At 69.7% G+C, this 13,766-nt stretch carries 16 protein-coding genes; 9 read left to right on the forward strand and 7 right to left on the reverse strand.

The window, feature by feature from the left end; genetic code table 11:
- The 4 genes from AABN02_RS12940 to AABN02_RS12955 form a co-directional block, all read right to left on the reverse strand.
- The coding region (locus AABN02_RS12940) for a branched-chain amino acid ABC transporter substrate-binding protein (protein ID WP_338415286.1) at window positions 1-609 on the reverse strand (609 nt) is incomplete at its 3' end.
- 194 nt (window positions 610-803) lie between these two features.
- The gene (locus tag AABN02_RS12945) at window positions 804-1,133 is read right to left on the reverse strand and encodes a hypothetical protein (RefSeq protein ID WP_338415341.1); all 330 of its coding nucleotides are present in this window, start codon (window positions 1,131-1,133) and stop codon (window positions 804-806) included.
- Complete coding sequence (locus AABN02_RS12950) at window positions 1,130-1,561, reverse strand: DNA polymerase III subunit chi (RefSeq protein WP_338415342.1); 432 nt, start codon at window positions 1,559-1,561, stop codon at window positions 1,130-1,132. The genes AABN02_RS12945 and AABN02_RS12950 overlap by 4 nt, the downstream gene beginning before the upstream one ends.
- A 9-nt stretch (window positions 1,562-1,570) precedes the next feature.
- Window positions 1,571-3,034, reverse strand: a complete 1,464-nt coding sequence (locus AABN02_RS12955) for a leucyl aminopeptidase (protein ID WP_338415343.1) — start codon at window positions 3,032-3,034, stop codon at window positions 1,571-1,573.
- Window positions 3,035-3,061: 27 nt separating this feature from the next.
- Here AABN02_RS12955 and lptF point away from each other — a divergent pair, with 27 nt between their 5' ends.
- The 9 genes from lptF to AABN02_RS13000 all read left to right on the forward strand — a co-directional run bounded on the left by lptF (window position 3,062) and on the right by AABN02_RS13000 (window position 11,361).
- The gene (lptF, locus tag AABN02_RS12960; protein WP_338415344.1) at window positions 3,062-4,117 is read left to right on the forward strand and encodes an LPS export ABC transporter permease LptF; all 1,056 of its coding nucleotides are present in this window, start codon (window positions 3,062-3,064) and stop codon (window positions 4,115-4,117) included.
- A gap of 15 nt (window positions 4,118-4,132) precedes the next feature.
- A complete protein-coding gene (lptG, locus tag AABN02_RS12965) occupies window positions 4,133-5,239 on the forward strand; it encodes an LPS export ABC transporter permease LptG (RefSeq protein WP_338415345.1) in 1,107 nt (368 codons plus the stop codon).
- A 24-nt stretch (window positions 5,240-5,263) separates the two neighbouring features.
- Window positions 5,264-5,632 (forward strand): CbiX/SirB N-terminal domain-containing protein, encoded by a 369-nt coding sequence (locus AABN02_RS12970; protein WP_338415346.1) that lies wholly within the window; start codon window positions 5,264-5,266, stop codon window positions 5,630-5,632.
- Complete coding sequence (locus AABN02_RS12975) at window positions 5,629-6,594, forward strand: CysB family HTH-type transcriptional regulator (protein ID WP_338415347.1); 966 nt, start codon at window positions 5,629-5,631, stop codon at window positions 6,592-6,594. The genes AABN02_RS12970 and AABN02_RS12975 overlap by 4 nt, the downstream gene beginning before the upstream one ends.
- A gap of 70 nt (window positions 6,595-6,664) precedes the next feature.
- The gene (locus AABN02_RS12980) at window positions 6,665-7,846 is read left to right on the forward strand and encodes a pyridoxal phosphate-dependent aminotransferase (protein ID WP_338415348.1); all 1,182 of its coding nucleotides are present in this window, start codon (window positions 6,665-6,667) and stop codon (window positions 7,844-7,846) included.
- 87 nt (window positions 7,847-7,933) lie between these two features.
- Complete coding sequence (locus AABN02_RS12985; RefSeq protein ID WP_338415349.1) at window positions 7,934-8,722, forward strand: enoyl-CoA hydratase family protein; 789 nt, start codon at window positions 7,934-7,936, stop codon at window positions 8,720-8,722.
- 29 nt (window positions 8,723-8,751) lie between these two features.
- Entirely contained in the window at window positions 8,752-9,459 is a 708-nt protein-coding gene (locus AABN02_RS12990; protein ID WP_338415350.1) for a histidine phosphatase family protein, read from the forward strand.
- Between the two features lie 37 nt (window positions 9,460-9,496).
- Entirely contained in the window at window positions 9,497-10,201 is a 705-nt protein-coding gene (locus AABN02_RS12995) for a Crp/Fnr family transcriptional regulator (RefSeq protein WP_338415351.1), read from the forward strand.
- 50 nt (window positions 10,202-10,251) lie between these two features.
- Window positions 10,252-11,361: a phosphotransferase gene (locus tag AABN02_RS13000; RefSeq protein WP_338415352.1), complete on the forward strand. Its 1,110-nt coding sequence runs from the start codon at window positions 10,252-10,254 to the stop codon at window positions 11,359-11,361.
- 24 nt (window positions 11,362-11,385) lie between these two features.
- Here AABN02_RS13000 and AABN02_RS13005 read toward each other — a convergent pair whose 3' ends face one another.
- The 3 genes from AABN02_RS13005 to AABN02_RS13015 all read right to left on the reverse strand — a co-directional run.
- Window positions 11,386-12,195 carry a hypothetical protein gene (locus tag AABN02_RS13005; protein ID WP_338415353.1) on the reverse strand — a complete coding sequence of 270 codons (810 nt, stop codon included), beginning with the start codon at window positions 12,193-12,195 and terminating at the stop codon, window positions 11,386-11,388.
- Between the two features lie 84 nt (window positions 12,196-12,279).
- A complete protein-coding gene (locus AABN02_RS13010; protein ID WP_338415354.1) occupies window positions 12,280-13,077 on the reverse strand; it encodes a transglutaminase family protein in 798 nt (265 codons plus the stop codon).
- Window positions 13,078-13,124: 47 nt separating this feature from the next.
- A partial coding sequence (locus AABN02_RS13015; protein WP_338415355.1) for a transposase occupies window positions 13,125-13,766 on the reverse strand: 642 nt, incomplete at its 5' end.

A 13,766-nucleotide genomic window follows, 5' to 3' on the forward strand; every position in this document is an offset into this window, starting at 1 on the left:
GTCGTTGGTGAACTCGCGCGCCACCGTCTTGCCGCCCGCGCCCTTCACGCCCTTCTCGAACTCGTCGGCCACGCCCTGCCCGTACGCCGTGCGGTCATCGATCACCGCGATCGACTTGCCCTTCAGCTCCTTGGCCGCATACCGGCCCAGCGTGCCACCCAGGTGCACGTCGTCCGCCACCACGCGGAACGTCGTCTTGAAGCCCTGGCGCGTGAACTTCGGGTTCGTCGCCGACGGCGAGATCTGCGGGATGCCCGCGTCGCTGTAGATCTTCGAGGCCGGGATCGAGGTGCCCGAGTTCAGGTGGCCCACCACGCCCGAGACCTTCGAGTCCACCAGCTTCTGCGCCGCGGCCGTGCCCTGCTTCGGGTCGCCACCGTCGTCTTCGGCCAGCAGTTCGAACTTGACCTTCTTGCCGCCGATCGACACGCCCTTGGCGTTGAGTTCGTCGATCGCCATGCGCGCGCCGTTCTCGTTGTCCTTGCCCAGGTGGGCAATGCCGCCGCTGGTCGGGGCAACGTGGCCGATCTTGACCACTTCCTGGGCGCTGACCTGGGTGGCCGCTGCCAGTGCAACTGCGGCGATGACGACGTTGAGCTTGTGATTCATGGAATGGAACTCCAGTTGCTGGAACAAGGTGAAAGACCCGCCGACGACAGGCTTGAACAACACAGCCGCGGAACTTACCCGAAATCTGCAGGCACCTCCAGCGGGCCGGGCCTCGAATCGGGAAAGCCCTCAGATAACGCTTGGTCCATGCCCCAGGTGCACAGCGCGCGCCGATCCGAACAGCTCTTAAGAATTCAGGAGACGCGGGACCGCGCGAGTTCCCGATCGACAGCCTCGCGCACGACACCGGCCAGACCGGAGGACAGCTCGGCCCGAAGCTCCCGGAGCAGGCCCTCCACCAGCTGTTCCAGCAAGGGCGGCAGACGCGCACGCAGCCCGGCTTCGAGCAGCGCATCCGCTCTGGCCTGCACCTCGCCCAGGATCTGCAGCGTCAGGCGTTCCTCGTCAATCGGAGACTCCCGGATCGCCACCGGAACATCCGGGGGCACCGCCAGCTCGGACGGCCGCACCACCTCGGTCAAGGTCGGCACATCGTCCGGCGGCGCACGCAGGGCCGCGGTCACCCGCCCACCTCATGGCGTTCGATCGCGCAGCCCTCGGCGCTGTACTGACGCCAGCGACCGCGCGCGCCGTCCCGGTCGAAGTCATCGCGTCCGACCACCTCGATGACCCGCGCGTACTGCGTGTAGGCCTGCGGCACGTCCCGACCGAGGTTGACCAGCACGTCGTGCCCGAAGCGGGCACTGTGGCCCGTGGCCAGCAGCACTGGCGTGGCTTGCAGGCGCGTGGGCAGTTCATCCGCCGAAGGCCCGCGCCAGTGCGGGATGAACTCGAGCGCCTCGAAGGTCCAGAGCAGCCGGTCGAGTTCGGCCAGTTGCGCCGACTCGCCGGTGACCACCACGCGGGCACCGGCTCGGTAGGCCTTGCGCAGCAACCGGCAGGTGTAGGCCCGCCGGTCCGGCACATTGAAATGAAAGGCAACCGCGGTCATGCCAACTGATCAGCCTGCCTGACCCAGGAGGTAGTGCGTCAGCAGCGGCACCGGCCGGCCCGTGCCACCCTTGGCCGCACCGGAACGGAACGCCACGCCAGCGACATCCAGATGCGCCCAGCGGTACTTGCCCGTGAAGCGTTGCAGGAACTTCGCTGCCGTGATCGCGCCACCCGCTCGGGCACCGATGTTGGGAATGTCGGCGAAGTGGCTCTTGAGGCCCTCGTCGTACTCCTCGTCCAGCGGCATCCGCCAGGCGGTGTCGTGCGACGCACGCCCGGCCAGCAGCAGCGCGTCGGCCAGCGCGTCATCGGGGCTGAAAAGGCCGGCGTGCTGGAAACCCAGGCCGATGATGATCGCGCCGGTCAGCGTGGCGATGTCGATGACGGCCGCGGGCTTGAAGCGCTCGGCGTAGGTCAGCGCGTCGCACAGGATCAGGCGCCCTTCCGCGTCGGTGTTGAGGATCTCGATGGTCTTGCCGGACATCGAGGTCACGACGTCGCCCGGCTTGATCGCACGGCCGTCGGGCATGTTCTCGCAGGTCGGGATCAGGCCGACGACGTTGATCTTCGGCTTGAGTTCGGCGATGGCGCGGAAGGTGCCCAGCACGCTGGCCGCCCCACCCATGTCGAATTTCATCTCGTCCATCTCGGCGGACGGCTTGATCGAGATGCCGCCGGTGTCGAAGGTGATGCCTTTGCCGACCAGCACGGTCGGGGCGTCCTTCTTGCCGGCGCCCTGGTAGCGCAGCACGATGAACTTCGGCGGCTCCTCGGAGCCCTGCGCGACCGCCAGGAAGGCGCCCATGCCGAGCTTCTCGATGTCCTTGCGGTCCAGCACCTCGACCTTGAGGCCCGGCTGTTCCTTGCCGAGCGCGCGGGCATGGTCGGCCAGCATCGACGGCGTGCAGTGGTTGCCGGGGCGGTTGCCGACTTCGCGGGCCAGCGTGCTGCCGGCCGCAATGGCGCGACCGCGGGCCAGACCGGCGTCCGCATCCGCCTGGGCCGCTTCGCCGCAGACGAGGTCCAGCCGCACCCACTTCGGCGCTTCGGATGCGCTCGGCTTGGTGTGGCGGTAGACGTAGACGGCGTCCTGCGCGACGCAGACGGCGGCTTCGGCCATCGCGGCGTCCGGTTCGCCCGCGCCGGCCCAGACCAGCGCCGCGCGCTCCGCGCCGCTGCCCTTCAGCAAGCCGAATGCGGCACCCAGCGCCTTGCGCCAGGCCTTGCCGCTGCCATCGGCCGCCACGGCGACGACCAGACGCGGCGCCTTGAGGCCGGATGGGCGGTGGATGTAGAGCGTGCGACCCGCCTTGAGGGCCAGATCGCCCTGGGCAACCGCATCGTCGACCAGCTTGCGCACCGCTGCCGGCAGGCGCCAGGTGCCCGTCTCGGGTGGCACGATGACCACCAGTGCGTCGGTGACCAGCTTCGAATAGTCTTGCGTTGCCGCCGTGAGTGTTTGAACGTCCATAATTCCGCGCTGCTCCTGTACGCACTGATGTTATTCGATTCCACCCTACGCAAAGAGTTGTCCCGCAGCTTCGGCGGCACCCTTGTGGTCATCCTGACCATCGTGCTGACGATGATGCTGATCCGCGTGCTCGGCATGGCCGCCGGGGGAGAGGTCTCGCCGCAGGACGTCGTGCTGCTGCTGGGCTACACCGCGCTGGGCCACCTGCCGACGATGCTGAGCCTGTCGCTGTTCATCTCGGTGGTGTCCACGCTGACGCGGCTCTACCGGGACAGCGAGATGGCCGTCTGGTTCAGCAGCGGCCTGTCGCTGAAGCGCTTCGTGCCGCCCGTGCTGCGCTTCGCGGCGCCGGTGCTGCTGGCCGTCGCCGCGCTGATGCTGGTCGTGTGGCCCTGGTCGAACCGCAACACCGTCGACCTGCGCGCCCGCTACGAGCAGCGCTCGGACCTCTCGCGGGTGGCGCCGGGCCAGTTCCAGTCGTCCGGCGACGGCAGCCGGGTGTTCTTCCTCGACAAGCAGACCTCGGGCAGCGCCATCGGGCACCACATCTTCATCCTCGACCAGCGCGAGGGCCGCGAGTCGGTCACCACGGCGCAGGCCGGCCGCATCGAGCCGGGCAGCGACGGCGGCCGGCGCCTGCTGCTGAACAACGGCGCCCGCACCGATCTGAACCTCACCGGCGGCACGCGCACGATCTCGCGCTTCGACCAGTACGAGGTGCGCATCGGCGAGAAGGCGATGTCGCAGTTGCAGGAGCGCCCACCCAAGGCGCTCGACACGCTCGACCTGCTCCGAGCGCCCAGCCTGCGGGCACAGGGCGAGCTGGTCTGGCGTGCCGGCATGGTGCTGGCGGCGTTCAACATGCTGCTGTGGGGCATCGGGCTGGCCTCCGGCGGGCCGCGGGGCGGCAACAACTGGGTGCTGCTGGTGGCGCTGCTGGGCTTTGTCGTCTATTTCAACCTGATCAACCTCACCCAGGCCTGGGTCGGCACCGGCAAGTTCGGTGCGGCCGGCGCGCTCGTGGTCCTGCACGGCGGCTTGCTGCTGGGCTCGCTCGGGCTGCTGCGCTGGCGCATGCGCTGACCCGGACCCCACCTCATGCGCACCATCCGCCGCCTCCTCTACCGCGAGATCCTCGGCGCCACCGCCTTCGTGATGCTCGCCTTCCTCGGCCTGTTCCTGTTCATCGACCTGGTCGGCGAACTCGACAACGTCGGCAAGGAGGGCTACACGCTCGCCCAGGCCCTGCTGGTCTGCGCGCTGCAGGTGCCGGGCCATGTCTACGAACTGGCGCCCATCGGCGTGCTGATCGGCGCCATCTATGCGCTGGCGCGGCTGGCGCAGTCGAGCGAGTTCACCATCCTGCGCACCGGCGGGCTCGGGCCCGGTCTGGCGCTGAAGTTGCTGGCCCAGCTTGGCTTGGCGATGGCCGCCGTCACCTTCATCGTCGGCGACTTCGTGGCGCCGTGGTGCGATACGCAGGCGACCGTGCTGGAGTCGATGCGCACGGGCCGCCTCGACACCGAGCGTGGCGGCGTCTGGCTGCGCGACAGCCGGATGGCCGAGGACGGCGAACACCGCTACACCCTCAACGTCGGCGTCGCCCGCGACAACGGCTCGGTCGAGAAAGTGCGGATCTTCGAGTTCGGCCCCAAGGGCGAGCTGCGCACCCGCACCACCGCGGCCCGCGCCACCATCGGCACGGACGGCGTCTGGCAGCTCGACGACGTGCGCATCTCGCAGTGGTCCGCCGACAGCACGCCCTCGCTCGCCCCCGACCAGGCGCTCGAGCACCTGCGCTGGCCATCGGGGCTGACGCGGCAGGTGGTGGCCTCGGCCGTGCTGCCGCTGCACACCATGTCCACGATGGCGCTCTACACCTACATGACCCACCTGGCCGAGAACGACCAGTCCGCCCAGCGCTACGAGATCAAGTTCTGGAAGAAGGCCCTCTACCCGCTGGCCTGCCTCGTGATGATGGCGCTGGCGCTGCCCTTCGCCTACCTGCACGCCCGTGCAGGCGGGATCTCGCTCAAGGTCTTCGGCGGCATCCTGCTGGGCATCAGCTTCGTGCTGCTCAACAACGTCACCGGCCACCTCGGGCTGCTCCACCAGTGGACGCCATGGCTGGCGGCCAGTCTCCCCAGCGCGCTCTACCTGCTGATGTCGCTCGGCGCCTTCAGCTGGCTGGTGCGCTACCGTTGATTCGCTGAACAAGGAAACCACCCCATGCACGGCATCCTGCTCTTCGCCCACGGCGCACGCGACCCCGCCTGGGCCACGCCCTTCCACACCATCGCCGCCCACATGCGCACGGAGTCCGGCGGCCGGCCCGTCGCCCTCGCCTTCCTGGAGCTGATGACCCCCAACCTGGAAGCCGGCGTGACCGAGCTGGTCGCGCAGGGCTGCACCGCGGTCACGGTCGTGCCGCTGTTCCTCGGCGCGGGCGGCCATGTGCGGCGGGACCTGCCGCTGCTGCTGGACAACGCCCGCGCGCACTTCCCCGGGGTGGAGATCGCCACGACCGCCGCCATCGGTGAACTCGACGCCGTGACGCTGGCCATCGCCCGCGCGGCGCTGACGCTGCTGCCGGCATGAACCTGCACCAGTTCCGCTTCGTGCAGGAAGCGGCGCGCCGCAACCTCAACCTCACCGAGACCGCCAAGGCCCTGCACACCTCGCAACCCGGCATCTCCAAGGCCATCCTGGAGCTGGAGGAAGAGCTGGGCGTCGACATCTTCGCCCGCCACGGCAAGCGCCTGCGCCGCGTCACCGAGCCGGGCCGGCAGGTGCTGACCTCGATCGAGATCATCATGCGCGAGGTCGCCAACCTCAAGCGCATCGGCGAGGACTACTCGCGCCAGGAAGCCGGCACCCTGTCCATCGCCGCGACCCACACGCAGGCCCGCTATGTGCTGCCGACCCCCGTGGCCGCCCTGCGCACCCGCTACCCCAAGGTCGCGGTCAGCCTGCACCAGGGCACGCCCGAGCAGGTCGCGCAGATGATCCTCGACGACTCGGCCGAGATCGGCATGGCCACCGAGCGCCTGACGCAGTACGACGATCTGGTCACGCTGCCCTGCTACGAGTGGCGCCACGTCGTCGTCGTGCCCACGGCGCACCCGCTGGCGCGGGTCGAGCGGCTGACGCTGGAGCAGATCGCCGCCGAGCCGCTGATCAGCTACCACCCCTCGTTCACCGGCCGCTCCAAGATCGACGCGGCCTTCGAGCAGCGCCAGCTGAAGCCGAGCTTCGTGCTGGAGGCCATCGACTCGGACGTGATCAAGACCTATGTGCGGCTCGGACTGGGCGTGGGCATCGTGGCCGAGATGGCGGTGGCGGACGACCCGCTGTGCGCACCGGGCGGGGATCTGGTCGCGCGGCCCGTCGGCCACCTGTTCGGGCCGAACGTGGCGCGCATCGCCTTCAAGCGCGGCGCCTACCTGCGCAACTTCGTCTACACCTTCGCCGAGCTGCTCTCCGACCAACTCACCCGCCCGCTGATCGAGCGCGCCATGCTCGGCCTCGCCGCCGACCGCCCCGCCAGCGACGGCCTCTGACCCACGGACCCGCAGCGCACCCTCCTCCCCGTCATGCCCGCGCACGCGGGCACCCACGCGAGCCACCACCATGACGCCCACCGCCCGCACCCCCACCATCACCAGCCGCCTGCCGCAAGTTGGAACCACGATTTTCACGACCATGTCGGCACTCGCCACCCAGTGCGGCGCGGTCAACCTCGGCCAGGGATTCCCGGACTTCGATGGCGACCCGCGCCTGATGCAGGCGGTCAAGGACGCGCTGGACGCCGGCCACAACCAGTACCCGCCGATGGCCGGCATCCCCGCGCTGCGCGAGGCCATCGCCGCCAAGGTCGAGGCGCTCTACGGCCACCGCTACGACGCCGCCACCGAGGTGACGGTCACGGCGGGCGCCACGCAGGCCATCATCACCGCCGTGCTGGCGCTCGTGCACCCGGGCGACGAGGTCATCGTGCTGGACCCGTGCTACGACAGCTACGCGCCGAGCATCGTGCTGGCCGGCGCCACCCCGGTCCACGTCGCGCTGACAGCCGGCACCTTCCGCCCCGACTTCGCCGCCCTCGCCGCTGCGATCACGCCGAAGACCCGCGCCCTGCTCGTCAACACGCCGCACAACCCGACCGGCACCGTCTGGACCGCCGCCGAACAGCAGCAGCTTGCCGACCTGCTGCGCCCGACCGAGATCCTGCTGCTGTCCGACGAGGTTTACGAGCACATGGTCTACGACGGCGCCGCGCACCTCAGCGTCGCCAGCCACCCCGAACTCGCTGCCCGCAGCGTGCTGATCTCCAGCTTCGGCAAGACCTACCACGTCACCGGCTGGAAGGTCGGCTTCGTCGCCGCGCCCGCGCCGCTGATGACCGAGTTCCGCAAGGTGCATCAGTTCAACGTCTTCACCGTCAACACGCCGATGCAGCACGCGCTGGCCGCCTACATGGCCGATCCGGCGCCCTACCGCGAACTCGGCGCCTTCTACCAGCGCAAGCGCGACCTGTTCCGCGCCGGGCTGGCCGGGACCGGCTTGCGCCTGCTGCCCTGCGAAGGCACCTACTTTCAGAGCGTGGACTACAGCGGCCTCGCCCCGGAGATCGCCGGGCTGGGCGAAGCTGCGTTCTGCGAGTGGCTCACGCGCACGGTGGGCGTGGCGGCCATTCCACTGTCGGCCTTCTACCCGGACGGGCGCGACCAGCAGATCGCCCGGCTGTGCTTCGCCAAACGGGATGAAACGCTGCAGATGGCGCTGGAGCGGCTGCGCGCCCGCCTGGCTTGACCCACGGGTAAACACCGACTTCGCCGCAACCGTTTGCGATGAAAAGAACGAACGATCGTTCTTTTTTCCATGCCAGAATCTTCGGCGATGTCCACGACCCTGCCCGCCGAACTGCAAATCTCCCGCCACGACAGCACCCTGGTGCTGACGCTGCGCGACCCTGCCTCCCGCAACGCGCTGTCGCCGACCATCTATGCGGCCGCGATTGCGGCACTGGACGACGCCGCCCGCGACCCGACGCTGCGCGCCATCGTGCTGACCGGCGCGGACGGCCACTTCAGCGGCGGCGGCAACCTGAACCAGCTCGCCGCCGTGCGTGGCCAACCCGAAGTGCAGGCGGCCCGCGTGGACGCGCTGCACGGCTGGATCGCCGCGATGCGGGCGCATCCGCTGCCAGTGATCGCCGCGGTCGAAGGCGCGGCAGCGGGTGCCGGCTGCTCGCTGGCGCTGGCCTGTGACCTGCTCGTCGCCTCGACCACCGCCCGATTCGGCCTCGCCTACGGCCGCATCGGTGCGTCGCCGGATGGTGGCGCGGTGCAGGCGCTGATGCAGTTGCTGCCCCGCCAGCAGGCGCTGGAGTGGCTGTGGCTGGCGCAGGTGCGCAGCGCGGCGGATCTGCAGCGCGCGGGCCTCGTCAACCGCCTGACCGACCCCGGGCAGGCGCTCGATGAAGCCCTGGCGCTGGCGGCATCGCTGGCACATTTCGCCCCCAACGTGATCGCCTCGGTCAAGCGGCTCTCGGCGGACGCCGCCACCCTGCCGCTGGCCAGCCACCTCGACCGCGAACGCGACGCCTTCATTGCCAACATCAACCACGACAACGGCGGCGAAGGCCTGGCCGCGTGGCGCGAGAAACGTGCGCCGCAGTTCCGCTGACCGACCACGGACCAGAAACCCGACCCGACATGACGCAGACCCTGCCCCCGCGCCGACGCCTCTACCTGATGCGCCACGGCTCCGTCGACTACTTCCTCGACGACGGCACCCCGGTCCCGCCCGACACCGTGCCACTCAACGCCACCGGCCGTGCGCAGGCCGATGCCGCGGGCGCGCTGTTCGCCGCGTCGGCGGTCACCTTCGATCGCGTGCTGGTCAGCGGCCTGCCGCGCACGGTGGAGACCGCGCAGCGCGTGCTCGCCGCGGCGGGCTCCGGCACAGCCATCGAAGTCGACGAGGCGCTGCAGGAAATCCGCCCAGGGCGCCTGTCGGACCTGCCGAAGGAGGGGATCCGCGAGGCTTTCCTCGGGGCATTCGAGAGTGGCGGCACGCTGGACGCCGTAGAGCAGCACCGCTTCCTGGGTGGCGAAAGCGTGGGAGAACTGCTCGACCGCTGCCTGCCCGCGATGGCCCGCTTCACCGCCTGCGACGACTGGGACTGCGCCCTGCTGGTGCTGCACGGCGGCGTGAACCGGGCGCTGCTGTCCAGCGCGCTGGCCGGCACACGCGCCTTCTTCGGCCGGATGGAGCAGGCGCCGGCGTGCATCAACGTGCTCGACATCGGCGCTGACCACACCGTCGTGCGCGCGATGAACCTGTCGCCCTCGCAGTGGCTCCACCACCGCGAGCGCCAGACGACGATGGAAAAGCTGCTCGCGCAGTACCTGCGCACTTGAGCGCACCTGAGCACCTGAGAACTGGAATCCTGCCCGCATGACGACGCCCGTCCTGACCCCTGAAGAACGCCAACACATCGAGTCCGGCTCCTGGTACGCGAAGCTTTCGCCCGCGCTGCGCCAGGACATCCTGAACCGCACCATCATCCGCCGCTACCCGGACGGCGTGCAGGTCGCCACGCGCGGCGCACCACCCGTGGACTGGGTGGGCGTGGCCAGCGGCGCGGTGCGGGTGAGTTCGGTGTCGATGTCGGGCAAGCAGATCACGCTGACCTATGTCGAGCCGGGCACCTGGTTCGGCGACATCGCCCTCTTCGACGGCCTGCCGCGCACCCACGATGCCACCACCCACGGCCCGACCACGCTGCTGATCGTGCGCAAGCACGACTTCTTCGACCTGCTGTCGCGCCACGCCGAACTGGCCGAGGCGCTGCTGCGGCTGAACTGCCGGCGGATGCGGCTGATGTTCGCGTCCTTCGAGGACCTGAACACCAAGCCGCTGGCCGCCCGGCTCGCCAAGCAGGTGCTGACGCTGGCCCGCGCCTACGGTGTGCCCCACGGCGAGGAGACCCGCATCGGCCTGCAGCTCGCGCAGGAGGATCTGGCGCAGCTCGTCGGCGCCTCCCGGCAGCGCGTCAACCAGGAGCTGAAGGGCTTCGAGCGCGAAGGCGCGGTGCGGGTCGAGCCAACGCGGCTGGTCGTGCTCTCGCGCGACAAGCTGCTGGCGATCTCGGAACGCTGAACGCCCTTCCGGCCCCCCTTTCCTGCATCCCTTCCCAGGAGCACGCTGACATGGACACCCACGCCGCCGCCCAGTCCGGCACCCGCCCGGTCGCCGACGGGCAAGCCTTCGACGTTGCCACCCTGGAGCGCTGGCTGGCCGAGCGCCTGCCGGGCTTCGCCGGGCCGCTGAGCGTCCGCCAGTTCAAGGGCGGGCAGTCGAACCCGACCTACCAGCTGGAAACGCCGGGCGCCCTGTACGTGATGCGCGCCAAGCCGGGGCCGGCGGCGAAGCTGCTGCCGTCCGCGCACGCCATCGAGCGCGAGTTCCGCGTGATGCAGGCGCTGGCCGCGACCGATGTGCCGGTCGCGCAGATGCACCTGCTGTGCGAGGACGAAAGCGTCATCGGCCGGGCCTTCTACGTGATGGAGCATGTCGCTGGCCGGGTACTGTGGGACCAGACGCTGCCGGATATGGACCGCGCTGAGCGTGGTGCCATCTACGACGAGATGAACCGCGTGATGGCGGCGCTGCACCGGGTCGATCCGGTGGCGATCGGGTTGGGCAACTACGGCCGGCCGGGCAGCTACTTCGAGCGCCAGACCGCGCGCTGGAGCAAGCAGTACCTCGCCTCGGTCACCGAGCCGATCCCCGAGATGGACCGGTTGATCGACTGGCTGCCCGCGCACCTGCCCGCCTATGCCCGCGACGACACGCAGGTCGCGATCGCCCACGGCGACTACCGGCTCGACAACCTGATGTTCCACCCGACGGAGCCGCGGGTGCTGGCGGTGCTGGACTGGGAGCTGTCGACGCTCGGCCACCCGATCGCCGATTTCAGCTACCACTGCATGGCCTGGCACATCCCGCCGGGCACCTTCCGGGGCATCGGCGGCGTGGATCTGGCGCCGCTGGGGATTCCGTCCGAGGCGGAGTACGTGCAGCGCTATCTGACGCGGGTCAACGAGGGGCGCAGCGGAGGGCTGACCCTTGAAGCGCTGATGCCCGACTGGGACTACTACCTCGCCTACAACATGTTCCGCATCGCGGCGATCCTGCAAGGCATCGCGCGGCGGGTGGTGGACGGCACGGCATCGAGCGCGCAGGCGCGACAGGCGGGTGCCGGGGCGCGGCCGATGGCAGAACTGGCGTGGAAACACGCCCGCAAGGCGGGCGCCTGAGGGGAACGTCGGCGTGCGGTGTCCTTACACCGGGATGTCCGTGCGCGGACCGAGGCGTGACGGCATGCCCAGCGCCATCATGTCCGAGTCCATGGGGATCTCCATCACCGATGGCTCGTCCAGCCGGGAGGTGTGCACCAGTCGGCCGCTGGACACCTCGCGCGCCACAGGCGTCGCCTTCGACATGAGAAGCCGCGCCGAAGTCGCTGCCGCATTGGCGAGGTTGCAGGCCCCGTCCAGCATCGCCACCTCGGTCACCAGCGCCTCCGTGCGCAGGTAGATCCGCCCGCGCAAGGTCATCAGCACCAGCGGTGCATCGTCGCCCAGCCAGTTGTGGGCCGCGCGGCTGACGCGGCTGAGCAGATCGCCTTCCAGCCAGCGCTGGGCATGGGGCGGCGAGGACGAGAGCATCACGTAGCCAGCCACCGTGGACGGCACCGGCACACGCTCCAGCATCGACAGCCAGCGCACCTCTTCCGGCAGCGTCGCGTCGATGCCCGTCTGGTGGTCCTGCACGAGGGTCTGGTAGGCCTGCGAGTCGAGGCGCTGCGCCAGCGAGCGCGACATCAGCAGCATCTCCAGATGCTGCGGCAAGCCGGCCTCGATGCACACCCGCAGTTCCCACTGCGGGATGTAGGCGCGCTTGCTCGGCCCCCATTCCAGACGGCCACGGCGCCCTTCCCACTCGAACTCCACCACGCGCCCATCCCCGTGACGGACCCGCTTGAGCCGGTGCCCACGGGTATCTGCCCACTCGTCGAGCACTTGCGTGTCGGTGGTCGTCTCGGAGCGCGACCCCAGCAGTCGCTGAAAACGTTGCAGGGTTTTGATCATGGCAATGGCGGTATCGCTGTGACGGTGAAGCTCACCGATGCAACCATATCGACGTCTGGCCAGCAAAACTGTAGCTGTTCGGGGTCAAGGCAGCAGCGTGACCTCGACCGACACCGAGAGCTGCTCGCCCCCGCCGCCACTGCGCACGCCCCGCACCGGCGCACACGCCGCGTAGTCCGGACCGACCGCGATCTGCACATGGCGCTCGTCCACCACGCAGCGGTGCGTCACGTCCAGCCCGAGCCAGCGCCGCATGCCCGGGTCCAGGCAGACCTGGGCCCAGGCGTGGCTGGCGAGTTCGGGCGAGTCGGGGGCGTGGAAATAGCCGCTGACATACCGCGCCGGCAGCCCCACCGCCCGGCAGGCGGCGACCAGCACATGCGCCTGGTCCTGGCAGACCCCCGCCCCGCCCAGCCAGGCCTCGGCCGCGGTGGTGTTCGCGTTGGTGCAACCCGGCTGGTAACGAACACGCTCCGCCACCAGCTCGGCCAGCGCCAGCGCCTGCGCCCGGCTGCCCTCCACCCCCCGCACGGCGACCAGCGCGCTGCGGCGCAGCGCCTCATCGGCGCGCGCCAGCGTGGAGGGCATGAGGTAGAGCCGTGGATCCGGCCCGAGGGGATCGGTCTGCAGCGAGGCGCCGAGGGCCTCGACCATGCCCGTCGCCTCGCACCCGAGCATGCGCGCCCCGGCGCCTGCCGCCAGCACATGGCTGTGGTTGCCCCAGGCGTCGGTCTGCGCCTGCAGCGGCGTGGGTGAATCGAGCCGCCAGTGGTGGACGATCTGGGTGTCGGTGTGGCGCGGCGTCAGGCACAGCGTCTGGGTGGCGCTGCGCAGCGGCTGGGTGTAGCGGTAGTGGGTGCGGTGGCGGATCTGATACTTCACCCCCGCATCTTGCAAGACGCGGGCCAATCCTTGACATCCTCCCCGCCCTAAAGGACGGGGATTCCTCCTGCGAGACGCGCATGCCCGCGCGCGGCGATGTTCTTGGCTGCGTTCACGTCGCGGTGGTGTTCCGCCCCGCACTCGCAGCAAGTCCACCGCCTCATTCCAAGCCCTGTCCTACCTTTCGGACTGCTCGCGGGAATGACCCCGCAGCTCGAACACGTCTGGGTTGTGTAGGCTTCATTCACCTCTTCAAAGACGATGCCGGCCTGATGGCTCTTGTATTCCAGCATCGTCTTCAGCATGGACCATCCGGCGTCCAACGTGGACTTCGCCATCCGGGTCTTCACCATCGCGCCGGCCTGCACGTTCCCGACGAAGATCGCCGCATTGCGCTCGACCAGCCCGGTGCTGAACTTGTGCATCGCGTCCTTGCGCGTGTTGGCGATCTTGGCGTGGATCGCGCGCACCCGGCCCTTTTTGCGCGCCCGCTGGGCGATCCCCAGCGCGCCCTCGTGCTTGCGGTACAGGCCGGACGCCAGCGCTTCGCCGTCCGAGCACGTCGCCGCGGTCTTCAGGCCGAGGTCGATGCCGACCGACCCGGTACCCGCCGACTTCGGCACGTCCACCTTGACGCACACGTTCAGGTACCACCGGCCGCGCGCGTCCTGCGAGAACGCGCCGGCGCG

Source organism: uncultured Sphaerotilus sp., assembly GCF_963924895.1.
GTDB lineage: Bacteria > Pseudomonadota > Gammaproteobacteria > Burkholderiales > Burkholderiaceae_C > Sphaerotilus.

What these genes read in the sequence shown, in the direction of transcription:
- AABN02_RS12950 (WP_338415342.1), bottom strand. Translation starts at nt 1,561, where the DNA reads ATGACCGCGGTTGCCTTTCATTTCAATGTGCCGGACCGGCGGGCCTAC.
- AABN02_RS12955 (WP_338415343.1), bottom strand. Translation starts at nt 3,034, where the DNA reads ATGGACGTTCAAACACTCACGGCGGCAACGCAAGACTATTCGAAGCTG.
- lptF (WP_338415344.1), top strand. Translation starts at nt 3,062, where the DNA reads ATGTTATTCGATTCCACCCTACGCAAAGAGTTGTCCCGCAGCTTCGGC.
- lptG (WP_338415345.1), top strand. Translation starts at nt 4,133, where the DNA reads ATGCGCACCATCCGCCGCCTCCTCTACCGCGAGATCCTCGGCGCCACC.
- AABN02_RS12970 (WP_338415346.1), top strand. Translation starts at nt 5,264, where the DNA reads ATGCACGGCATCCTGCTCTTCGCCCACGGCGCACGCGACCCCGCCTGG.
- AABN02_RS12975 (WP_338415347.1), top strand. Translation starts at nt 5,629, where the DNA reads ATGAACCTGCACCAGTTCCGCTTCGTGCAGGAAGCGGCGCGCCGCAAC.
- AABN02_RS12980 (WP_338415348.1), top strand. Translation starts at nt 6,665, where the DNA reads ATGACGCCCACCGCCCGCACCCCCACCATCACCAGCCGCCTGCCGCAA.
- AABN02_RS12985 (WP_338415349.1), top strand. Translation starts at nt 7,934, where the DNA reads ATGTCCACGACCCTGCCCGCCGAACTGCAAATCTCCCGCCACGACAGC.
- AABN02_RS12990 (WP_338415350.1), top strand. Translation starts at nt 8,752, where the DNA reads ATGACGCAGACCCTGCCCCCGCGCCGACGCCTCTACCTGATGCGCCAC.
- AABN02_RS12995 (WP_338415351.1), top strand. Translation starts at nt 9,497, where the DNA reads ATGACGACGCCCGTCCTGACCCCTGAAGAACGCCAACACATCGAGTCC.
- AABN02_RS13000 (WP_338415352.1), top strand. Translation starts at nt 10,252, where the DNA reads ATGGACACCCACGCCGCCGCCCAGTCCGGCACCCGCCCGGTCGCCGAC.
- AABN02_RS13005 (WP_338415353.1), bottom strand. Translation starts at nt 12,195, where the DNA reads ATGATCAAAACCCTGCAACGTTTTCAGCGACTGCTGGGGTCGCGCTCC.